This is a genomic window from Kitasatospora sp. NPDC087861 (assembly GCF_044742585.1).
Lineage (GTDB): Bacteria > Actinomycetota > Actinomycetes > Streptomycetales > Streptomycetaceae > Kitasatospora.
Map to the genome: position 1 here is coordinate 1 of NZ_JBIUUS010000036.1, position 20,140 is coordinate 20,140.

The following is a 20,140-nucleotide window of genomic DNA, read 5'->3' on the forward strand; positions in this document are numbered from 1 at the left end:
GTCGCCCTGATCACCGACGCCATGGGCGCCGCCGGCATGGGCGACGGCCTCTACCCCCTCGGCCCCCTCCAGGTCGAGGTCAAGGACGGCGTCGCCCGGCTGGTCGAGGGCGGCGCGATCGCCGGCTCCACCCTCACCCTGGACGTCGCGTTCAAGCGCTCGCTCACCGTCAACGGCCTGAGCCTGAACCAGACCGTCGAATCGCTGTCCACCACCCCGGCCCGCCTGCTGGGCCTCGCCGACTCGATCGGCTCGCTGGAGACCGGCAAGCACGCCGACCTCGTCGTCCTCGACTCCGAGAACCACGACCTGGTCGCCGTCATGCGCCGCGGCCGGTGGGTCCTCGGCGGCGAGCGCTTCGACGTGGTGAAGCCCGGCTGACGGCCTCCAGAACGCACGACGGCCGCCCTTCCCCCTGGGGACGGGCGGCCGTCGTGCGGGCCGGCTCGGTTGCTCAGCCGTTCGGCTCGACGGTGATCTGGTCGATCAGGATCGACCCGGACGGCACGGTGATGACGACGCTGTTCGGCCCGGCCTGGAACTGCGGGAGTATCCAGGTGTTGTACCAGGCGGCCGCCGGATCCTTGCTGGACCCGAAGTTCTTGAACAGCAGCCCGCTCGGCCAGTCCTTGCCGTTCACCGAGGCCGCGCCCTTGAGGTCCGCGCCGACGTTGTTGAAGTGCACGGTCAGCTTGTACGTCCCGGCCGTGGCGATCTCGCCGTTCCAGGTCACCGAGCCGCCCGGCTGGAGCGTCAGGTAGCTGCCGTCCGCGGACTTGCTCCCCTTGATGCCGTTGCCGGACGGCGCGTTCTGGGCCTGCAGCTGGCCCGCGTCCACGGTCAACGGGCCGGCCGCGACGGTGGCACTCGCCGAGGGCGAGGCGGTCGGGGACGAACTGCCGGACGCCGAGGTGGTGGGGGAAACCGCGGCGGAGGTCTGGGCGCCGCCCTTGGCGGTCTTGTCGGTCTCCGGGTCGCCCGTGGAGAGCGCGATCCCGGCCCCGATCGCGATGGCCGCGACCACCGCGACCGCGCCGATCACCGCGCCCTTGCTCCGGCCGCCGCTCGGCCGCTCCTCCCCCGGCTGCGGCCGGGAGTGCTCGGCGTAACGGGTCTGCTGGGTGGGCGCGCTGCCGTACTCGGGCTGCTGTTGCTGCTGGTGCTGGTACAGCTGGCCACCGGGGTAGCCCTGCTGCGGACCGCCCTGCTGGCCGTAGGGGGCCTGCTGCGGCCGCGGCTGGTAGGGCTGCTGGCCGTACTGCGCCCGGCCGACCTCCATCGGGCGGCTGTACGACGTCCGGGGCACACCCTGCTGCGGCTCGGCCGACTGCCCGGCGGAGCCCTCGGCCGGGCGGTAGAGGTAGCCGAACGGGTCGTCGTCCTGCGGGGCACCGCCCCCCTGGCCCTCGGGCACTCCGTTGTTGCCGGCGGTCGTCACGGTGGTCAACTCCCCCATCCGGTTCGCGCCGCGGGGCTGCGGGCCGCCGGCGCAGATCATGGACGCTGTCGTACCCGGGAACCCTACCTGCCCTACGCGACAGCCGGAAAAGAGCCCTTGACAACCCGTGGGTAACCTGGGCCGCCCGGCGCGCTCTCAGCCGGCCCGCCGGTGCGAGCGCTCGCCCCGCGCGCCGCGCACCGCGCCGCCCCGGGCCCGCTTCTCGTCGTACATCCGCTCGTCCGCGGTGTGCAGCACCTCCTCGATGCTCATCCCGCAGCCCGCCCAGCCGATCCCGAGGCTCACCCCGACCCGCATCGCCCTCCCGTCGATCCGCATCGGCGGGATGATCGCGTTGCGCAACCGGTGGGCCAGGTCCTTGGCCTCCTCACGGCCGATCCCGTCGGCCAGCACGACGAACTCGTCGCCGCCGAGCCGGGCCACCGTGTCGCCGTCCCGGACGGCCTGGCTCAGCCGCCGGGCCACCTCGACCAGCACCGCGTCGCCCGCGTTGTGGCCGAACCGGTCGTTGATCGACTTGAAGCCGTCCAGGTCGCAGAAGAGCACCGCGAGTCCCTTGTCCGCCAGGGCGGCCGCCGCGCCGGAGCGGAACGGGGCGGACCACGCCTCGCCGCCCGGGCCCTGGTCGGCCGGGACCACCGCGTGCACGTGCTCCCCGTAGCCCGGGGCGAGGCCGGGCAGCGGGCCGCCCTCGGGCATCCCGTAGCCGTGCACCGGCCCGGCGTACCGGTCCGCGCCCTCCAGCCGGTCGTAGGCGGCGTGCGCGCTGTAGGAGTCGGCCGGGTAGCCGTACGGCGCCGGGTAGGCCGACTCGTCCGGCCCGGCGGCGGCCCCGACGGTCTGCGGCTCGCCGCAGAGCCGGCGGGCCAGCCGGGACTTCAGTTCGGCACTGTTCGGCAGGCCGGTGAGCGCGTCGTGGCTGGCCCGGTGGGCGAGCTGGAACTCGTGCCGCTTGCGGTCCTCGATGTCCTCGACGTGAGTGAGCAGGAAGCTCGGGCCCTCGGCCGCGTCCGCCACGATCGAGTTGCGCAGGCACACCCACTGGTAGCCGCCGTCCCGCCGGGACAGCCGGAGTTCCGCCCGGCCGCTCTCGGCGCTGGTGCGCTCCAGCAGGGCCCGGTCCTCGGGGTGGACGAGGTCGACGAAGCTCTGCTGGCGCAGCACCGCGCGGGGGCGGCCGAGCAGGCGACAGAGCGCGTCGTTGACCCTGGTCAGCTGGCCGCGCCCGGCGCCGTGCAGTTCGGTGATGGCCATCCCGCTGGGCGCGTACTCGAAGGCCTGGCGGAAGCTCTCCTCGCTGGCCCGCAGCGCCTGCTGCTCCTTCTCCAGGCGGGCCAGCGCGCGTTGCATCTCGGCCCGCAGCCGGGCGTTGCCGATCGCGATGGAGGCCTGCAGCGAGAACATCTCCAGTGCCTCGCGGGTCCACGCCCCGGGCCGCTTGCCGCTGCGCGGGCGGTCCACCGAGAGGACGCCGAGCAGGTCGCCGCCGGCGCTGTACATCGGGGCGAGCAGGCCGTCGGCGGGGTGCCAGTCGTTGGCGTAGACGGGCAGCGGGCCCTCCCCGATCCAGCGCGGGATGTCGCTGGCGACGGCCCAGCCGCGGTCGTACGGAAGGAAGCGCAGGGTGCCCCAGTGGTCGCTGACGCCGAGCAGCCGGTCCCAGGATTCGCGTGAGCCGACCTGGCCGAGCAGGACGGAGGGGCCGCCCATGGTGCTCTCCTCCAGCTCCCAGACGGCCGCCACCACGAGGTCGCCGTCCGGGCGGACCAGGCTGACCGCGGCGGCGTCGAAGCCGAGCCCGTGCACCGCGCCCTCGACGACGGCCTGCAGCGTGCCCGCCAGGCTGCGGGCAGCGTTGAGGTCCGCCACGACCCGGTGCAAGGTGCGGAGGGTCGCGAGACGGACGTACGGCTCCGACTCGGCTTCCATGCGGGGGCTCCCCGGCTGCTTCGGATAGTTCTTGATTGGTTATCGTCCGATTGCCAGAAGAACTGAATCACAGGGAGCACAGCGTTCGGCACGCTCGGTCAGCAATAGGCTGCCACTTGTGACTTAAATCACACGGCACTAATGCACCCTTAATCAGCTCATCCGCCCCATAGCGGGACATAAAGCGCTATCGGAACATTTCACGTGGTCGACCGCATCGGCCCCGCGCTGAAGTCGACTGCCGCCCGGCAGACGTCTCGCTTCACTCCTGAGAGTGAGCCCCGTCGCCAGCCGTAACCCGCCACTGCACCGATGGTCCTACGACCTCGGCCCGATGCCGATTCCGGTGGCCGCCGACTACCGTGCGGTACGTGTACCCGTCCCCGCAGCCCGAAGCTGCCCCCCACGCCACGCCCGACGAATTCCGGGCCGCACTCTCCCAGCTCGCCTCCGGCGTGAGCCTCGTGACCGTCCACGACCCGGAGGACGGCGAGGACGCCGGCATGACGGCCACGTCCTTCCTCTCGGTGTCGCTGGAACCGCCGCTGGTGCTGATCTCGGTCCGCGAGGACTCCCGGATGGACGAGGTGCTCTCCCGGACCGACACCTGGGCGGTCTCGCTGCTCGACGAGGGGCAGAAGGCACTCGGCTCCCGCTTCGCCATGAAGGGCCGGCTCAGCGACCGGCTGCTGTTCGCGGACACCCCGCACCGCCGCGGCCCGCGCTCCGGCGCCCCGCTGGTCGACGGCGCGCTCGCCACCGTCGAGTGCCGCACCGAGCAGCGGATACCGGCGGGCGACCACACCCTGCTGCTCGGCCGCGTCCTGGAGGCCACGGTGCCCAACCCGGCCGGCCGCCCGCTGCTCTACTTCCGCGGCGGCTACCGCACCCTCGGCTGAGCCGCCCCGCACGGCGGGCTACTCGCCCCTGGGCGCCTGCCGCCCCTGCTTCAGCTCGGAGCGGTGCCGCTTGCTGGACAGCCGCCGCTCGACCATCCCCCGGCTCGGCCGGGTCGCCCGGCGAGCCTTCGGCGGCGGCGCGCACGCCTCGGTCAGCAGCGCCGACAGCCGGGCCGCGGCCGCCTCCCGGTTGCGCCACTGCGAGCGGAACTCCGAGGCGTGGATCACCAGCACCCGGCCGTCCACCAGCCGCCCGGCCAGCCGCTCCAGCGCGCGCTGGCGCCACACCTCGGGCAGCGCCTTGGACGCCGCCAGGTCGTAGCGCAGCTCGACCTTGCTGTCGGAGGTGTTGACGTGCTGGCCACCGGGGCCGGAGGAACGCGAGAAGCGCCAGACGAGCTCGGCGTCGGGGACGACCACCGACCCCCGTACGCGGATGGGCTCGGGCATGCGTCCATCATCCCGCGCCCGCCCCGCCCGGTCACCCGGTTATCGCGACGGGCGACGGCCCGGTTCCGCACCGCTGCCCGCAGCCCGGACAATGGCGTACGTGATCGAGCTCGGCTACTCCCTCTCCAACCGCTTCCCCGACCCCCCGCAGACGGACTACCGCTCCGCCCCGGTGCGCGCGCTGCGGTACGACCTGTTCTGCGGCGACGTCTACCTGGACGCCGAGGGCGCCGAGCTGTCCACCGCCTGGGGGTGGGTGCCGGTGCTCGACTTCGCCTGGGCGCTGTGCGACATCGCCGAAGAGCTGGACCGCGACCCGGACGGCGGCCGGGCCGCCCGGGTGCAGACCGCCGACCTCGACTTCACCCAGAACACCGAGCTGCTGCGGTTCGCCCGCCGCTTCAACTGGGTCGAGATCACCGCGACCTGGCTCCCGGACGAGCCGCCCGCCGTGGTCCGCCACGGCGAGCTGCGGCGCGAGGCCCGGGACTTCCTCCAGGACACCCTCGCCGACCTCTTCGATATGCACCCCGAACTGGCCGACAATCCGAACATCTGGTCGCTGCAGGGACGGTTCCCCCGGGTCTGACCCGGGTATTGCCCCACCTTTGCCCGGCATTGACCGGCAAAGGCAGGCACGAAGAATTCACGAACTTCGCGGAACCAACCCACCGGACTATTGCGTTGTCCCGGGAAAAGCGAACGAAGGGACTGCAATCGCCATGCCAGTGAGCCTCTCCAAGGGTGGCAACGTCTCGCTGACCAAGGAGGCCCCCGGCCTGTCCGCGGTCAGCGTCGGCCTGGGCTGGGACGTCCGGACCACGACCGGCGCCGAATTCGACCTCGACGCCAGCGCGATCGTCCTGAACGCGGACGGCAAGGTGCTGTCGAACGGGCACTTCGTCTTCTTCAACAACACCAGCAGCCCGGACAACACCGTCGTGCACACCGGCGACAACCGCACCGGCGAGGGCGCGGGCGACGACGAGTCGATCAACGTCAACCTGGCCGGCCTGCCGGCCGAGGCGGTCAAGATCACCTTCCCGGTCACCATCTACGACGGCGTCGCCCGCGGCCAGAGCTTCGGCCAGGTCCGCAACGCCTACATCCGCGTGGTGAACGCCGCCGGCGGCGCCGAGATCGCCCGCTACGACCTCTCCGAGGACGCCGCGACCGAGACCGCGATGATCTTCGGTGAGCTCTACCGCAACGGCGGCGAGTGGAAGTTCCGCGCCGTCGGCCAGGGCTACGCCTCCGGCCTGGCCGGCATCGCCCAGGACTTCGGCGTCCAGCTCTGACGCCCCGCCGGGCCTCGGCGGAACACCCGGAACACCGCGGCGCGGGAAGTCGGTCACACCGACCTCCCGCGCCGCTTCCGTTCTCGATCTTCGCGAGCCGCCCGCCCGGGGCTCAGCGCGAGGCGCGCAGCTCCGGCAGCTGGATCAGCTCGGTCTCGTCCTCCGGGGTCAGGTCCACCACCTCGGGTGCGCCCGGCGCCGTCTCGTCCGCCGGCTGCGGCGCCTGCGGGTCGGCCGCGGCCGCCCGGGCCTCCTGCGCTTCGGCCTTCGCCTGCGCGGCCACCGCCTCGTCGCCCACCACGTCCGCCAGGTCCGTACGCTCCCCCAGCTCGGCGATGCTGCCCACCGCCGGTGCCGGGGCCGCCGCCCGTACGGCCGCGCCCGCGCCCGCGTTGCGGCCGAAGAAGCTGAAGCCCTGCCCGCGCGCCGGACGCGGCCGCTGCCGCTCCACCGCCGTCGGCGGAACCGACGGCGACGACGCCGACGGCGTCGCGGCCGGGGCGGACGGCGTCCCGCCGAGCTGCCCGACCGCGGCGGTCAGCGCCGGACGCACCGGCGCGGGCTGCACCGGCGTCTTGGCCGCCGGGGCCTCGGCCACCGGAGCCTGCTCCGGGGTGGGCACCGCAGGAGCCGCCGGAGCCGGCACTGCGGGCGCCACCGGGGTGGGCGCGGGTGCCGGGGCCGGAGCCTGCGCGACAGGCGCCGTACGCGCCCGCAGCGCGACCTCCGCGCCCGCCGTCCGTTCCCGCTGCTCCTCCTGTGCCGCCGCCCGCCGCTCCAGCAGCCGCAGCACGGCCGCGGCCCGGACGAACGCGGCCGGGCTGGCCGGGTACTTGGGACGGCTCGCGGCGAGCGCCCGCTGGGCCGCCTCGGCCTCCTTGAGCGCCTGCTCGGCCACCGCCACGGCCCGCTCCCGCAGCAGCCGGGCGATCTCGGTCTCGGCCTTCGCCAGCCGCGACTTCTCCGCCGTGAGCCGCCGCCCGAACCGGGTGGCCCGCTCCTCGGCGACCTCCGCCGCGTACTCCGCCTCCGCCAGCTGCTCCTCGAACCGCTCCTCGGCCCGCAGCCGCTGCGCGGCGGCCATCTCGGCGGCCGCCCGGGCCGCCTTGTCCCGCTGGCGCAGCAGCAGCGCGAAGCCGAGTGTCGCGATCACCGCCGCGACACCCACCGAGCGCACCAGGATGGTGTCCTGACTGAAAAGCAGAGCGGCCAGCGCGGCTACGAGCAGCACGCCGGCGGCGGTGGGGGGAAAGATCCGGCCGAGGACGGAGGAATGACGGTGGCGTCCGCGAGACATGCCAAGAAACTAGCGTGCGAATTGGGGCCGTGTCAGCCCAGGGTCCGCTTCCGCCCTTGACAGGGTGCAGGTTTTACCGCGCGTGCCCGGCGTTTCACGCAAGATCACGAAAAAATCCCTGCTCAGCGGTGCGAAGGCGCCGGACCGCCCGGATCGTCGTGGTTCTCCGGCAGCTTGCACACGTGCTGCAGCCAGAGCGACGCCGCGATCACCGCGGCCCCAGCCAGCACCGCGAGCCCGGCCGTGACGGCCTGGTCCTTGCGCGCCGACACGTCCAGCTCGCCCAGCAGGAAGATCCCCGCACCCGCGTAGACGCCGGTGACCACCGCCGAGACCAGCGCGCTGGCCTGTCCCAGCACCACCGCCCGGGCCGCCAGCAGCGGGTCGACCCCCTTCGCGCCGGGCTGCCGCTCGCGCACCGCCTTCAGCCGGGCCCGCAGCGAGAGCGCGGTCGCCAGCAGGATCACCGCCACCGCCGCCAGCACCACCGGGGCCGCGACCGGCACGGCCGGCAGCGTGTCCAGGGAGGCCCACAGCTTGGCACCGGCCCAGGACAGCGCCGTGGTGACAGCGGTGATGCCGACCAGCAGGCGGAGGCGAAGCAGCTTCACTCGGAGGGGGTCCTTCCCGGGGTTACCAGAGCCGGCCGTCGCCCGGTGACCCGGTGCGGCAGCGCCAGGCCACCGTACCGGGCCCGACCGGGCGGACACCCGCGCGAACGGCGGACACCTACTCGGACGGCCGGGCCCCCCGGCCGAGTTCCCCGGCCGGGCCCCCGGCGCGGCCGGTCACTCCGGCAGCGTCAGCCGGATGTCGTCCCGTCGCCGGACGCCCTGCGCGCCCGGGCCGCCGAGCGCCTCCAGCAGCTCGCCGACCTGCCCGTGCCCGGGCACCTCGGCCTCCGGCTGGGCGTCCAGCCAGGGGGCGAGCACGAAGGCCCGCTCGTGCGAGCGCGGGTGCGGCAGCAGCAGCTGCGGGTCGTCGCTGAGCACGCCCTCGTAGGCCAGGATGTCGACGTCCAGGGTCCGCGGACCCCAGTGCACCGTCCGGACCCGGCCGAAGGCGTCCTCGATCGCGTTGCCGCGCTCCAGCAGGTCGCGCGGGGGCAGCGAGGTGCGCAGCACGACGACGGCGTTGTAGTAGTTGGGCTGTTCCTCGGGCCCGCCGACGGCCTCGGTCTCGTAGACCGCGGAGACGGCCTTGATCTTGAGCCCGGGGGTGTCGGCGAGAGCGTCGACGGCGCCCTGGAGGGTGTCCAGGCGGTTGCCCAGGTTGCTGCCGAGCGCGATCACGGCGCAGCGCTGGCTGTGCAGTGTGGTGTCGGCGGAGTCCACCCGGCTCTCCAGGTCGAACGTGGTCGGCGAGGCGGTCGGGTCACTCGTACTCATCGGACGTCCTCTACTAAGGCAAACGGGGCTCTGCGACTGGAACGCGGCGCGCGACGGCGGTCACGCACGGCCCCGGTGGATGGTCACGGTCACGTCGTCGAACGGCACGGTGATCGGGGCGTCCGGCTTGTGCACCGTCACCTCGACCTCCTCGACCGCGTCGTGCTTGAGGCACTGGTCGGCGATGCGCTGGGCCAGGGTCTCGACCAGGTCGACCGGCTCCCCGGCGATGATCGCGGTGACCTCCTCGGCCACGATGCCGTAGTGCGCCGTGCGGGTGAGGTCGTCGCCGGCCGCGGCGGGGCGGGTGTCCAGGTACAGCACGAGGTCGACCACGAAGGTCTGGCCCTCGACGCGCTCGCGCTCGAAGACGCCGTGGTGCCCCCGGGCACGCAGACCCCGCAGGGTGATGCGGTCCAGCAAACGAATCACTGCTCCCAGTCGGACGGGCCCCACCCGGAGAATGGCATGGACGGGCAGGGCGAAGGCGGGCAGCACACCCGCCACTCCGTTTCGAATCTACCCGCGGGTGCTGACAACGTCTGACCGTCCTACCCGGCACGAACCGTCGCCACGCGCACCGGAATGGCGATTGACGTGAACGTTCGGTGACCACTCGGAAATTCCTGGGCGACCTCCCGAGGGCATTTCCCCGAGGCGGCCCCGATCAGTCCTCGTCGTCCTCGTCGCCGCTGGTCAGAACGGGTGAACCGTGGTGCGACCAGAGCTTCCACCCGGCCGGGGTGCGGCGGAACAGATTGGTCGAGACGACCTTTCCGCCGACCAGCGGGCCGAGTTCGCCCTCCTCCTCCGCCTCGCCGCCGGAGAGGATGTTCTCGGTACACGTGACAAGGGCCACATCTCCGTGGACCTCGGCCTCGACATCGGTCAGGAAGAACTGGATGTACTCCGTGTTCATCATGATCAGCATGTACGAGCGGGTCACCTGCGCCCGCCCGCGCAACACCGGCCAGCCGGGGTGCACGCACACCACGCCGCCCTTGTCGTCCGCGTCCGCGGCGCCCAGCCAGGCGTCCTCGACCGCCTCCAGGTCCCCCTCCTCCAGCGCCTGGTAGAGCGCCCGGTTCGCCGCGAGCACCGCCTCCAGGTCCGCCTCGCGGGCCCGACCGGCCGTCCCGCCGCTCAGCCTGCCGTCACCTGTCACAGACCCTCCCTCACCCCTTGTCGGGCCGCGTGCTGCCAGGCCGCGACCACCCGGACGGCATCCGCCGTGCCGGACACGTCGTGCACCCGCACCGCCCAGGCGCCGGCCTGGGCCGACAGCGCCGACACCGCGGCGGTCGCGTCGTCGCGCTCCCTGGCCGGGCGCAGCGCCCCGGATTGCGGGTCGGCGAGCAGCGTACCCAGGAACCGCTTGCGCGATGCGGCGACGAGGACGGGACGGCCGAGCGCGGTGAGCGCGTCCAGGCGGCCGAGCAGCGCCCAGTTGTGCTCGGCGGTCTTGGCGAAGCCGAGCCCCGGGTCGAGGATCAGCTGGTCCTCCTTGACCCCGGCCGCCAGCAGCGCGTCGACCCGGACGGTCAGCTCGGCGACCACGTCCGCCACCACGTCCCGGTAGACCGCCAGCCGCTCCATGTCCGCGGACTGGCCGCGCCAGTGCATCACCACGAACGGCGCGCCGGTGTCGGCGACCACCCGGGCCATCGCCGGGTCGGCCAGCCCGCCGGAGACGTCGTTGACGATCGCGGCGCCGGCCTCGACGGCCTGCTCGGCGACGGAGGCCCGCATGGTGTCGACGGACACCACCATCCCGGCGGCGGCGAGCTCGCGCACCACCGGCAGCACCCGGCGCAGCTCCTCCTCCTCGGGCACCCGCTGCGCACCGGGCCGGGTGGACTCGCCCCCGACGTCCACCAGGTCCGCGCCGCGGGCGCGCAGGGCGAGCCCGTGCGCGATCGCCTTGGCGGGGTCGTGCCACAGACCGCCGTCCGAGAAGGAGTCGAGCGTGACGTTGACCACGCCCATCACGGCGCAGCGGTCGAGCCGCGGCAGTCCGGCCGGCAGCGAGAAGGACGGCGAGTTGCTCATGCCCTCATTATCGAACGGGGCCCCCGCCGAGCATGCTCGGCGGGGGCCCCGTTCGCGACGGCGGTGCCTCAGGCGGCCTCGGTGACCTCCCGGGCACCCGGGGTGGGCATCAGGCCCTCCCGCTGGCGCCGGAGGCCGAAGCGCGGCATGCCGAGGGTGATGAAGGCCTCGGCCTGCATCGCGGCGAAGCCGATCCGCGGCAGGTCCCGGGTGTTCGGGAAGACCAGGAAGCGCGGCTCCCACTCGGGCTGGAACTTGGCGTTGAACTTGTACAGCGACTCGATCTGGAACCAGCGCGAGAGGAACACCAGCAGTCCCCGCCAGGCCCGCAGCACCGGGCCGGCGCCGATCCGCTCGCCGCGGGCCAGCGCCGAGCGGAACATCGCGAAGTTGAGCGACACCCGGCGCACGCCCATCGCGGGCACGGCCTGCAGGGCGGCCACGATCAGCAGCTCGTTCAGGCCCGGGTCGGCGGCGCGGTCGCGGCGCATCAGCTCCAGCGAGATGCCGTCCGGCCCCCAGGGCACGAAGTGCAGCACGGCCTTCAGGTCGTCGCCGCTCTCGCCCTCCTCCGGGGCCTTGTGGGCGGTGACCACCACGCAGTCGTCGTCCAGCGGGTCGCCGAAGCGCCCGAGGGCCATCGAGAAGCCGCGCTCGGTGTCGGTGCCGCGCCAGCGGGCGGCGGCGTCGGCGATCCGGTACTTCTCGTCCGCGGTGAGGTCGGAGACCCGGCGCACCTGGCAGGAGTAGCCGTTGCGCTCGATCCGCTTGACCATCTGGCGGACGTTGCGCATGGCCCGGCCGGCCAGCGAGAAGGTGGCGGTGTCGACGATCGCCTCGTCGCCCAGCTCCAGCGCGTCCAGGCCCGCCTCGCGGGTCCAGACCTCGCCGCCGACCTCGCTGCAGCCCATCACGGCCGGCACCCAGGCGTGCTCGCGGGCCTCGGCCATGAACACCTTGATCGCGCCCGGCCAGGCCTCGACGTCGCCGACCGGGTCGCCGGAGGCCAGCATCACGCCGGAGACCACCCGGTAGGAGATCGCGGCCTTGCCGGTGGGCGAGAACAGCACGCTCTTGTCGCGGCGCAGCGCGAAGTAGCCGAGCGAGTCGCGCTCGCCGTGGCGGGCCAGCAGCGCGCGGACCTTCTCCTCGTCCTCCGCCGTCAGCTCCGGCTTCGGCTTGCCCGGGCGCAGCGCCAGGTAGGCGGTGGTGAAGGCGGTCAGCAGGCCCAGCCCGCCGAGCAGGTAGGCGACCAGGTCGGACATCCGGACGTTGTTGTACCGGATTGGCCCCTCGAAGCCGAACAGCCCGTACACGACGTGCTGGAGCCGCTCGGACAGTGCCGGGTGGCCGATCTCGTACTTGGTCCGGGTGCTCACGATCAGCAGGCCGAGCAGCACGCTGACGGCGCCCATCACGATCAGGTTGACCAGTGCCCGCCAACGGGTGCGCGGGTCGGCCTTGGCGTAGAACTCGCGCTGGTGCACCAGCATCACGGCGAAGACCGCCAGCGAGACGACCGCCGGGCCGACCTGGTGCCAGCGCACGATGTGCAGCGCCGCACCGACCGGCAGCAGCACGCACACCGCCCGCCAGGCCCGCCGCTTGCGCCGGCGCAGCGCGTGCGCCAGCAGCACCAGCAGCAGGCCGACCATCATCGTCCCGACCGCGGCCAGCGAGGTGGTGCCGCCCGGCAGCTGCCCGGTGAAGGTGTGCATCCTGGAGTGCCGGAGCTTGGGGAACACCGCGCTGGCGATGTCGAGCAGCCCGATCAGCAGACAGGCGTACCCGACCGCGCCGGGTAGCCAGGCCCTCGGCACGGCCGCCGCCTGGGTGCGAAGCGTCTGCAGACCGCGACGACGACGCGGCTGCTCGGGGCTCGGCTCAACGGACACGGGAACGCTCATGAGAGCTCAGCGTAGAGGCTGCGGGGCGCTGCCCGGGCACTCCGGGGGAGCACGCGTGATGGACCTTCATGCCTATTCCTTCATCAGGCAATGCGCATACCAAGGATCCGGAAACGGTCGGTAATCCGGTGCCGTGGGCGCGCTGCGGTTGAGCCGGGGTGGGAGCCGGGGACCTGCCACCACGTGGCGCGACAGGGCCCTCCGGTACGCCGTACGTACGGTGGACGCCGCATTCTAGGGCGCCGGTTGCCTGCAGCTCCCCCCACCCTCCCGGTCGGTCCGGGTATCCGGACGGCCTAGCCGCGGTGGCCCGAGCTGACGGACCGCCAGACGATGAAGCGTGCACCGACAGTGTCCCATCGGAAGGCCGACGGCATGGAACTGACCAGCGACGCGCTGGTGAACTCGCTGCTCGCACTCGGGGCTGCGGCCCTCGTCACCACCCTGTGGCTCTGGCCCCGGCTGGCGCGCCAGCGCCCGCTCCCCGTCCTCGGCCGCATCGGACTGCTGACCGTCACTCAGGTCTCGGTCGTGGCCGTGCTGGCACTGACGGTGAACAACTCCTTCGGGTTCTACACCTCGTGGGACGACCTGCTCAGCCCGGGCAGCGCCAAGCTCGCGCTGACCAGCAACGAGAACCACAAGGGCGGCGCCCCGGCCTCGGACGAACCGATCCAGCCGACCACCGAGGGCGGGCTGGAGACGATCACCGACCTGCCCAAGGGACCGCCCGAGGAGGTCGGCAAGGTCGAGTCGGTCCGGGTCACCGGCAAGGAGACCGGACTGTCCGACCAGATGTTCGTCTACCTGCCGCCCGAGTACTTCGACCCCAAGTTCGCCCTGATCCGCTTCCCCGTCCTGGTCTCCATCGCCGGCTTCCCCGGCACCACGCTCAACCTGGTGAAGGAACTGCCCGTCCTGCACACCGCGGCGGAGCTGCAGAAGTCCGGCAAGATGCCGCCGACCATCGTGGTCATGGCCCGCCCGACCGTCGCCCCGCCGCGCAACACCGAGTGCGTGGACGTCCCCGACGGCCCGCGCGCCGAGACCTGGTTCACCAAGGACCTGCCCGAGGCGCTCCGCACCGCCTACCGGACCGGCCGCTCGGCCGCCTCCTGGTCCGTCTTCGGCTACTCGACGGGAGGCAGCTGCGCGCTGCGGCTGGCGATGCGCTTCCCGAACGTCTACAGCAGCGCGGTGGGCCTGCACGGCGACTACAAGGTCAAGGAGGACCAGTTCACCGGCGGCAGCCTGTTCGGCGACGACGACGCCCTGGCCCAGCAGAGCGACCTCAACTGGCGGCTGAAGAACCTCCCGGCCCCCGCCCTCTCACTGCTGGTGGTCTCCTCCCGCAAGGAGGGCGACTTCGACCAGACCCTCCAGTTCGTCGACCACGCCCAGCAGGTCGCGGCGGCCAATCCGCAGTTCAAGGTCGACTCGCTCTACCTGGACGACGGCGGCCACAACTTCGACAGCTGGACCCGCGAACTGCCGTCCTCACTGGAGTGGATCGGCGGGCGTCTCGGCTGACGCAGGCGGGTGACTACCGGCCGGTCCCCCGGACCGGCCGCCCGCCCGGGGGAACGTATCGCGACCGCCCGTCCCGCCCCGCCCGTCCCACCCCGGCGGGCGCCGCCCCGGACCCGCGCAGGAGGCGCCGTGCTGAGCACCCGCTCGCTCTTCAACGAGATCTACCGGAACGACCAGGCGTACCAGCTGTTCTGCAGCATCGCCGCCGGCGGCGAGGACCAGGGCGGCTGGGAGAACGAGCGGATCACCGCCCTCACCCGGGATCCGGTCCTGGCCCCCAAGGTCGCCCGGCACGGGGCCGACGAACGCAAGCACGGCCGGATCTTCACCCGGCTGCTGAACAAGCGCGGCCTGCCCAAGGTGCCCGTCCCGGACGAGGCCGACTACTGCATGCTGCTGGAGCGCCAGGGCATCGGCCTCTCGCACGAGCGGCTGAACAGCGACCTCCCGCTGACCGAGCGCGAGATCATCACCTACCTCGTGCACAGCCGGGTCACCGAGCAGCGCGCCGCCGAGCAGATGCGCCAGCTGGTCAAGGTCTTCGGGGACCACCCCGAGCTCGGCCGGGCGATGCGGATGATCTCCGCCGACGAGGACGACCACCTCGCGTACTGCCACGAGGAACTGCTGCGGCTCGCCTCCGAGGGCCACGGCCCGTACATCCGGCACGCCCTGGAGACCAGCGCCCGCGGCGAGATCCGCACCCACCGGGACGTCGGCCTCGCGGTGACGTCCCGGATGGCGGGGATCCTGCGCTGGCCGCGCTGGAAGCTGGCCGTCGTCACCCTCGGGGTGCACGCCCTCTACCTGTACGACCGCGCCTTCGGCTGGCGGCGGATGGTGACGCTGCGCATGCCCGAGCACCGCAACGCCCTGGGCACCCCGGCCCCGCCGCACGCCGGGCACGAGGTGCCCTGAGCGGCCGGAAGGCCGTCAGCGGCCGATGATCAGGCTCATCGCCTCGGCCCGGGTGGCCGGATCGCGCAGCTGGCCGCGGACGCAGGAGGTGATGGTCTTGGCGCCGGGCTTGCGGATGCCGCGCATCGACATGCACATGTGCTCGCACTCGATCACGACGATCGCCCCGCGCGGCTCCAGGATCCGCATCAGCGCGTCGGCCACCTGGCTGGTGAGCCGCTCCTGCACCTGCGGGCGGCGGGCGTAGACGTCGACCAGCCGGGCCAGCTTGGACAGGCCGGTGATCTTGCCACTGGTGGACGGGATGTACCCGACGTGCGCCACCCCGCGGAACGGCACCAGGTGGTGCTCGCAGACGGACGTCAGCTCGATGTCCTTCACGAGCACCATCTCGTCGTGCCCGAGGTCGAAGGTGGTGGTGAGGACGTCCTCGGGCTCCTGCCAGAGGCCCGCGAATATCTCCTTGTAGGCGCGCGCGACCCGGGCCGGGGTCTCCAGCAGACCCTCGCGGTCCGGGTCCTCACCCACGGCGAGCAGCAGCTCGCGGATGGCGTTCTCGGCCCGCTTCTGGTCGAAGGTCCCGACGGCGGGCGGACCGTCGAGCGTCACCGGGTCGATCATGCGGGCCTCGCTTACTTGGGACGACTTTGCTGTACAGCACGGATGCCGCGCCTCCAGGGTACAAACCCCGGTGACGCGGCATCCATTCCGTACGGTGCGGCGGGCTCAGCCCTCCGCGGGCGGCTCCGCGGTCGGCAGCGGCGGGAGCTTCACGATGTCCACCGGGGCGGTGTCGACCGTGGCGGCGCCGTTGGTGAGCGCCAGCTCCTTCGGGGACTGCACCGGGGGCCGGGTGGACGGCGTGCGACGGGAGGAACCCGTCCAGGCCGGCCGGGCCGGGCGCTTGACGATCGGCTTGAAGATCTCGGCGATCTGCTCCTTGTTCAGGGTCTCCTTCTCCAGGAGCTCCAGAACCAGGTTGTCGAGCACGTCGCGGTTCTCGACCAGGATCTCCCAGGCCTCGTTGTGCGCGTTCTCGATGAGCTTCTTGACCTCTTCGTCGACCAGCCCGGCGACCTCTTCCGAGTAGTCGCGCTGGTGGCCCATCTCACGGCCCAGGAACGGCTCCGAGTTGTCCGAGCCGAACTTGATCGCACCGAGGCGCTCGGTCATGCCGTACTGGGTGACCATGGCCCGCGCCGTGGCGGTGGCCTTCTCGATGTCGTTCGAGGCGCCGGTGGTCGGGTCGTGGAAGACCAGCTCCTCCGCCGCGCGCCCGCCCAGCATGTAGGCCAGCTGGTCGAGCATCTCGTTGCGGGTGGTGGAGTACTTGTCCTCGTCCGGCAGCACCATGGTGTAGCCGAGGGCCCGGCCGCGGGACAGGATGGTGATCTTGTGCACCGGGTCGCTGTTGGGGCACGCCGCCGCCACCAGGGCGTGGCCGCCCTCGTGGTACGCGGTGATCTTCTTTTCCTTCTCCGACATGATCCGGGTCCGCTTCTGCGGACCGGCCACGACGCGGTCGATCGCCTCGTCCAGGATGCCGTTGTCGATCAGCTTCTTGTCCGAGCGGGCGGTCAGCAGCGCGGCCTCGTTGAGGACGTTCGACAGGTCCGCGCCGGTGAAGCCGGGGGTGCGCTTGGCGACGGCCGAGAGGTCGACGTCGGGCGCGATCGGCTTGCCCTTCTGGTGCACCTTGAGGATGTCCAGCCGGCCCTGGAGGTCGGGGCGCTCCACCGCGATCTGGCGGTCGAAGCGGCCCGGGCGCAGCAGCGCCGGGTCCAGGATGTCGGGGCGGTTGGTGGCCGCGATCAGGATCACGCCACCCTTGACGTCGAAGCCGTCCATCTCGACCAGCAGCTGGTTGAGGGTCTGCTCGCGCTCGTCGTGGCCGCCGCCCAGACCCGCACCGCGGTGCCGGCCGACGGCGTCGATCTCGTCGACGAAGACGATCGCCGGGGCGTTCGCCTTGGCCTGCTCGAAGAGGTCGCGGACGCGGCTGGCGCCGACACCCACGAACATCTCGACGAAGTCCGAGCCGGAGATCGAGTAGAACGGCACCCCGGCCTCACCCGCGACGGCACGCGCCAGCAGGGTCTTGCCGGTACCGGGCGGGCCGTAGAGCAGCACACCCTTGGGGATCTTGGCGCCGACGGCCTGGAACTTGGCCGGCTCCTGCAGGAACTCCTTGATCTCGTGGAGCTCCTCGACCGCCTCGTCGGCACCCGCGACGTCCGCGAAGGTCGTCTTCGGGGTGTCCTTGGTGAGCAGCTTGGCCTTGGACTTGCCGAACTGCATGACCCGGGAGCCGCCGCCCTGCATCTGATTCATCAGGAACAGGAAGACCAGGACGATGATGACGATCGGGAGCATCGACAGCAGCAGGCTGACGAAGGTGCTCTGCTTCTCGGGGCTGATGGTGTAGCCCTCGGCGAGCGTGCTCGAGTCGTTGTCGTTGATCTGGGCCTGGAGCTTGTCGGCGATCGCAACACCCTGGTCGCCGATGTACGAGGCCTGGAACTTGCTGCCGGACGGCTGCTTGCCGGTCCCGGCGTTGGACAGCGTGGCGCCGTCCTTCAGCTGGATCTTGATCGTGTTCGAGTCACCAGTGGTGATCTGCGCCGACTTGACCTGCTTGGCATCGATCGCTGCGACGACCTGCCCGGTGTCCACCGTCTTGTAGCCGTTCGAATCCGAAACGACCTGCATCAGCACGATGACGGCGAGGACGGCCAGCACGATCCACATGATCGGCGCACGGAAGTATCGCTTGACGTCCATCCATGCGGGGCGTTGCCGCCCCGTCCCTCCTGCCACTCAACGGCGCCGGGGGGCTGGGGGGCCGCGGCGCATCGGGTCGGTGCTCATGTGAAGAGCGGTTTTAATGGACCGTACCGCAGTCGCACCCGCCCGTGGCGGGAGCGCAGCGACACGGCTGTCGTTCTTTGTCCCCCCGGTCCAACGGGCGGGAACCGACTCCTGTTCCCACCCGTAGCCCGAACGGGCGCTCAGCCCCCGTAGACGTGCGGGGCGAGCGTCCCGATGAAGGGCAGGTTACGCAGCTTCTCCGCGTAGTCCAGCCCGTAGCCGACCACGAACTCGTTCGGAATGTCGAAACCGACGTACTTCACGTCGATCTCGACCTTGGCCGCGTCCGGCTTGCGCAGCAGGGTGCAGACCTCCAGCGAGGCCGGACCGCGCGAACCCAGGTTGCCCAGCAGCCAGGACAGGGTCAGACCGGAGTCGATGATGTCCTCGACGATCAGGACGTCCCGGCCGGCGATGTCGGTGTCCAGGTCCTTCAGGATGCGGACGACCCCGGAGGACTTGGTGCCCATACCGTAGGAGGACACCGCCATCCAGTCCATGGTGACCTGCGAGTGCAGGGTACGGGCCAGGTCGGCCATGACCATCACGGCCCCCTTGAGGACGCCGACGATCAGCAGATCCTTGCCTGCGTAGTCCCGGTCGATGCGCTCGGCCAGCTCCAGGAGCTTGGCGTCGATCTCGTCCTTGCTGATGAGCACCTTCGCGAGGTCAGCGCCCATGTCGTTCTGGTCCACCGGGGATACGTCCTCAAACGTTCGGGGTCTGTGTGGCCGGCGGCCGGCTACCCCGGGACATGCCCGCCCGTCAGTCGCCCTGCCGCCGAAAGACCAGCGTGCCACACCTGCGGGTGGCCTCGACGCCCCCGGGTAGGTGCAGCGGCCCCTGACCGCGCCATCCGGTGACCAGCAGGTCGATCGTCTCCAGGTGCCGCGCGAACAGGTCCCCGGCCGGGCAGCCCGCCCGCAGCGCGGCCCGGCGCAGCACCCGGCGGCGGACCGCGGGGGGGAGTTCGGCGAGTTTCACGGCGTCCAGGGCCCCGTCGCCGGTCCGGAGGTCGCGTTCGGCCAAAGAGGCCCACTGGTCGAGGGCGTCGGCGTCGTCCCGGAACAGCCGGGCGGTCCGGGCCAGCGCCTCCACCACGCCGCCGCCCAGGTGCTTCTCCAGCACCGGCAGCACCTCGTGCCGGACCCGGGAGCGGGTGTAGGCAGGGTCACAGTTGTGCGGGTCGTCCCAGACCGGGATCGCCTGGGCGGAGCAGGCCTGCCGGGTGGCGGCCCGGTCCAGCTCCAGCAGCGGGCGGCGGTAGCGGCCCTTCTGCGCAGGCATCCCGGCCAGCGAGCGGGAGCCGGAGCCGCGGGCCAGGCCCAGCAGCACCGTCTCGGCCTGGTCGTCCCGGGTGTGGCCGAGCAGCACGGCGACCGCGCCGAGCCGCTCGGCGGCCTCGTCCAGGGCCGCGTAGCGGGCGTCCCGGGCGGCGGCCTCCGGGCCGCCGGACCGGCCGACGTGCACCGGGATCGCCTCGACCGGGTCCAGGCCGAGCGAGCGCAGTCGTTCGGCCACCTGGGCGGCCCGGTCGGCGGAGCCGGGCTGCAGGCCGTGGTCCACGGTGACGGCGCCGACCCGCAGGCCGATCTTGGGGGCCTCGAAGGCGGCGGCGATGGCCAGCGCCATCGAATCGGCGCCGCCGCTGACGGCGACCAGCACCAGCGGCGAGCCGGGGGCGGCCGGGGTCCGGGGCAGCCCGGACGGGTGGCGCGCGGCGTTGCCGATCAGGGTGGTGCCGACGGCGGCACCCACCAGCGGCACCCCGGCCGGGCGCTCGCGGGGCTCGCGCACGGGCGCGGTGAAGGTGGTACCGGCCTCGGCGGCGAGGTCGGTGAGCGTGCGGCGAACGGCCAGACGTATCGCGGCGACGGCGGGGTGAGGGCCCACGGCGGACGACTCCTCGACGGAGGGGACAGGACTGCGGTTCGCGCGGCCGGGCCGCGCACCTCGCATGAGCGCCCTGTTACCGGGCGCTCACAGATGGTGGCAGAAAGCAGCGACCCGCTACGCCACCCGCGCCACCGGTACGACCACCGTCCCACGTTCGGGTGAATGGAGAAACGTATCTTCACCCTCGGTCTGCCCGATTGGACCACTCGTACGAGCGGGTTTGACCACCGCCGACCACCGCGCGTCCAGCGG

General features: G+C 72.3%; 20 protein-coding genes. 6 read left to right on the forward strand and 14 right to left on the reverse strand.

The features are described from left to right. A partial coding sequence (locus ACIOJE_RS33650) for an amidohydrolase family protein (RefSeq protein WP_400781476.1) occupies positions 1-381 on the forward strand: 381 nt, incomplete at its 5' end. Between the two features lie 73 nt (positions 382-454). On the opposite strand, the gene ACIOJE_RS33655 is transcribed toward ACIOJE_RS33650, so the two are convergent. After that, positions 455-1,498 carry a hypothetical protein gene (locus tag ACIOJE_RS33655; RefSeq protein ID WP_400781478.1) on the reverse strand — a complete coding sequence of 348 codons (1,044 nt, stop codon included), beginning with the start codon at positions 1,496-1,498 and terminating at the stop codon, positions 455-457. Between the two features lie 96 nt (positions 1,499-1,594). Continuing rightward, positions 1,595-3,388, reverse strand: coding sequence for a diguanylate cyclase (locus tag ACIOJE_RS33660; RefSeq protein ID WP_280685478.1), 1,794 nt, complete (start codon positions 3,386-3,388; stop codon positions 1,595-1,597). 371 nt (positions 3,389-3,759) lie between these two features. Here ACIOJE_RS33660 and ACIOJE_RS33665 point away from each other — a divergent pair, with 371 nt between their 5' ends. Then, on the forward strand, positions 3,760-4,287 hold the full coding sequence (locus ACIOJE_RS33665; RefSeq protein WP_280685477.1) for a flavin reductase family protein: 528 nt from the start codon (positions 3,760-3,762) through the stop codon (positions 4,285-4,287). An 18-nt stretch (positions 4,288-4,305) separates the two neighbouring features. Here ACIOJE_RS33665 and arfB read toward each other — a convergent pair whose 3' ends face one another. Further along, positions 4,306-4,737 carry an alternative ribosome rescue aminoacyl-tRNA hydrolase ArfB gene (gene arfB / locus ACIOJE_RS33670; protein WP_400781482.1) on the reverse strand — a complete coding sequence of 144 codons (432 nt, stop codon included), beginning with the start codon at positions 4,735-4,737 and terminating at the stop codon, positions 4,306-4,308. A 91-nt stretch (positions 4,738-4,828) separates the two neighbouring features. Between arfB and ACIOJE_RS33675 the strand changes: the two genes are divergently transcribed. Together ACIOJE_RS33675 and ACIOJE_RS33680 are read left to right on the forward strand one after the other, a co-directional pair. Continuing rightward, positions 4,829-5,326 (forward strand): hypothetical protein, encoded by a 498-nt coding sequence (locus ACIOJE_RS33675; protein ID WP_400676947.1) that lies wholly within the window; start codon positions 4,829-4,831, stop codon positions 5,324-5,326. 133 nt (positions 5,327-5,459) lie between these two features. Then, entirely contained in the window at positions 5,460-6,035 is a 576-nt protein-coding gene (locus tag ACIOJE_RS33680; protein WP_280685474.1) for a TerD family protein, read from the forward strand. A 112-nt stretch (positions 6,036-6,147) separates the two neighbouring features. On the opposite strand, the gene ACIOJE_RS33685 is transcribed toward ACIOJE_RS33680, so the two are convergent. The 7 genes from ACIOJE_RS33685 to ACIOJE_RS33715 form a co-directional block, all read right to left on the reverse strand. Then, positions 6,148-7,332, reverse strand: coding sequence for a hypothetical protein (locus ACIOJE_RS33685; RefSeq protein WP_400781484.1), 1,185 nt, complete (start codon positions 7,330-7,332; stop codon positions 6,148-6,150). Between the two features lie 122 nt (positions 7,333-7,454). After that, positions 7,455-7,943 carry a DUF3180 domain-containing protein gene (locus ACIOJE_RS33690; protein WP_280685472.1) on the reverse strand — a complete coding sequence of 163 codons (489 nt, stop codon included), beginning with the start codon at positions 7,941-7,943 and terminating at the stop codon, positions 7,455-7,457. Positions 7,944-8,120: 177 nt separating this feature from the next. After that, a complete protein-coding gene (gene folK, locus ACIOJE_RS33695; RefSeq protein ID WP_280685471.1) occupies positions 8,121-8,720 on the reverse strand; it encodes a 2-amino-4-hydroxy-6-hydroxymethyldihydropteridine diphosphokinase in 600 nt (199 codons plus the stop codon). 60 nt (positions 8,721-8,780) lie between these two features. After that, positions 8,781-9,140, reverse strand: coding sequence for a dihydroneopterin aldolase (gene folB, locus ACIOJE_RS33700; protein WP_280685486.1), 360 nt, complete (start codon positions 9,138-9,140; stop codon positions 8,781-8,783). A gap of 247 nt (positions 9,141-9,387) precedes the next feature. After that, positions 9,388-9,885, reverse strand: coding sequence for a nuclear transport factor 2 family protein (locus ACIOJE_RS33705; RefSeq protein WP_280685470.1), 498 nt, complete (start codon positions 9,883-9,885; stop codon positions 9,388-9,390). Further along, positions 9,882-10,769, reverse strand: coding sequence for a dihydropteroate synthase (folP, locus tag ACIOJE_RS33710; protein WP_280685469.1), 888 nt, complete (start codon positions 10,767-10,769; stop codon positions 9,882-9,884). The genes ACIOJE_RS33705 and folP overlap by 4 nt, the downstream gene beginning before the upstream one ends. A gap of 68 nt (positions 10,770-10,837) precedes the next feature. Next, positions 10,838-12,676, reverse strand: a complete 1,839-nt coding sequence (locus ACIOJE_RS33715; RefSeq protein ID WP_400781487.1) for a phosphatidylglycerol lysyltransferase domain-containing protein — start codon at positions 12,674-12,676, stop codon at positions 10,838-10,840. Between the two features lie 375 nt (positions 12,677-13,051). On the opposite strand from ACIOJE_RS33715, the gene ACIOJE_RS33720 reads away from it, so the two are divergent. Further along, positions 13,052-14,206, forward strand: a complete 1,155-nt coding sequence (locus ACIOJE_RS33720; RefSeq protein WP_400781489.1) for an alpha/beta hydrolase — start codon at positions 13,052-13,054, stop codon at positions 14,204-14,206. A gap of 129 nt (positions 14,207-14,335) precedes the next feature. Continuing rightward, positions 14,336-15,124 carry a ferritin-like domain-containing protein gene (locus ACIOJE_RS33725; RefSeq protein WP_400781491.1) on the forward strand — a complete coding sequence of 263 codons (789 nt, stop codon included), beginning with the start codon at positions 14,336-14,338 and terminating at the stop codon, positions 15,122-15,124. Positions 15,125-15,139: 15 nt separating this feature from the next. Here the strand turns inward: ACIOJE_RS33725 and folE are convergent, their stop codons facing one another. The 4 genes from folE to tilS all read right to left on the reverse strand — a co-directional run bounded on the left by folE (position 15,140) and on the right by tilS (position 19,885). Beyond that, entirely contained in the window at positions 15,140-15,745 is a 606-nt protein-coding gene (gene folE, locus ACIOJE_RS33730) for a GTP cyclohydrolase I FolE (protein WP_280685465.1), read from the reverse strand. A gap of 105 nt (positions 15,746-15,850) precedes the next feature. Continuing rightward, positions 15,851-17,905 carry an ATP-dependent zinc metalloprotease FtsH gene (gene ftsH, locus ACIOJE_RS33735; protein ID WP_280685464.1) on the reverse strand — a complete coding sequence of 685 codons (2,055 nt, stop codon included), beginning with the start codon at positions 17,903-17,905 and terminating at the stop codon, positions 15,851-15,853. A 227-nt stretch (positions 17,906-18,132) separates the two neighbouring features. Further along, positions 18,133-18,687, reverse strand: coding sequence for a hypoxanthine phosphoribosyltransferase (gene hpt / locus ACIOJE_RS33740; protein ID WP_280685463.1), 555 nt, complete (start codon positions 18,685-18,687; stop codon positions 18,133-18,135). Between the two features lie 70 nt (positions 18,688-18,757). Further along, a complete protein-coding gene (tilS, locus tag ACIOJE_RS33745; RefSeq protein ID WP_280685462.1) occupies positions 18,758-19,885 on the reverse strand; it encodes a tRNA lysidine(34) synthetase TilS in 1,128 nt (375 codons plus the stop codon). Between the last annotated feature and the right edge of the window lie 255 nt (positions 19,886-20,140).

Excerpts from the sequence above, each read along its gene's own strand:
- ACIOJE_RS33655 (WP_400781478.1), bottom strand. The coding sequence starts at position 1,498 with ATGATCTGCGCCGGCGGCCCGCAGCCCCGCGGCGCGAACCGGATGGGG.
- ACIOJE_RS33660 (WP_280685478.1), bottom strand. The coding sequence starts at position 3,388 with ATGGAAGCCGAGTCGGAGCCGTACGTCCGTCTCGCGACCCTCCGCACC.
- arfB (WP_400781482.1), bottom strand. The coding sequence starts at position 4,737 with ATGCCCGAGCCCATCCGCGTACGGGGGTCGGTGGTCGTCCCCGACGCC.
- ACIOJE_RS33675 (WP_400676947.1), top strand. The coding sequence starts at position 4,829 with ATGGCGTACGTGATCGAGCTCGGCTACTCCCTCTCCAACCGCTTCCCC.
- ACIOJE_RS33680 (WP_280685474.1), top strand. The coding sequence starts at position 5,460 with ATGCCAGTGAGCCTCTCCAAGGGTGGCAACGTCTCGCTGACCAAGGAG.
- ACIOJE_RS33685 (WP_400781484.1), bottom strand. The coding sequence starts at position 7,332 with ATGTCTCGCGGACGCCACCGTCATTCCTCCGTCCTCGGCCGGATCTTT.
- folK (WP_280685471.1), bottom strand. The coding sequence starts at position 8,720 with ATGAGTACGAGTGACCCGACCGCCTCGCCGACCACGTTCGACCTGGAG.
- folP (WP_280685469.1), bottom strand. The coding sequence starts at position 10,769 with ATGAGCAACTCGCCGTCCTTCTCGCTGCCGGCCGGACTGCCGCGGCTC.
- ACIOJE_RS33715 (WP_400781487.1), bottom strand. The coding sequence starts at position 12,676 with ATGAGCGTTCCCGTGTCCGTTGAGCCGAGCCCCGAGCAGCCGCGTCGT.
- ACIOJE_RS33720 (WP_400781489.1), top strand. The coding sequence starts at position 13,052 with ATGGAACTGACCAGCGACGCGCTGGTGAACTCGCTGCTCGCACTCGGG.
- folE (WP_280685465.1), bottom strand. The coding sequence starts at position 15,745 with ATGATCGACCCGGTGACGCTCGACGGTCCGCCCGCCGTCGGGACCTTC.
- ftsH (WP_280685464.1), bottom strand. The coding sequence starts at position 17,905 with ATGGACGTCAAGCGATACTTCCGTGCGCCGATCATGTGGATCGTGCTG.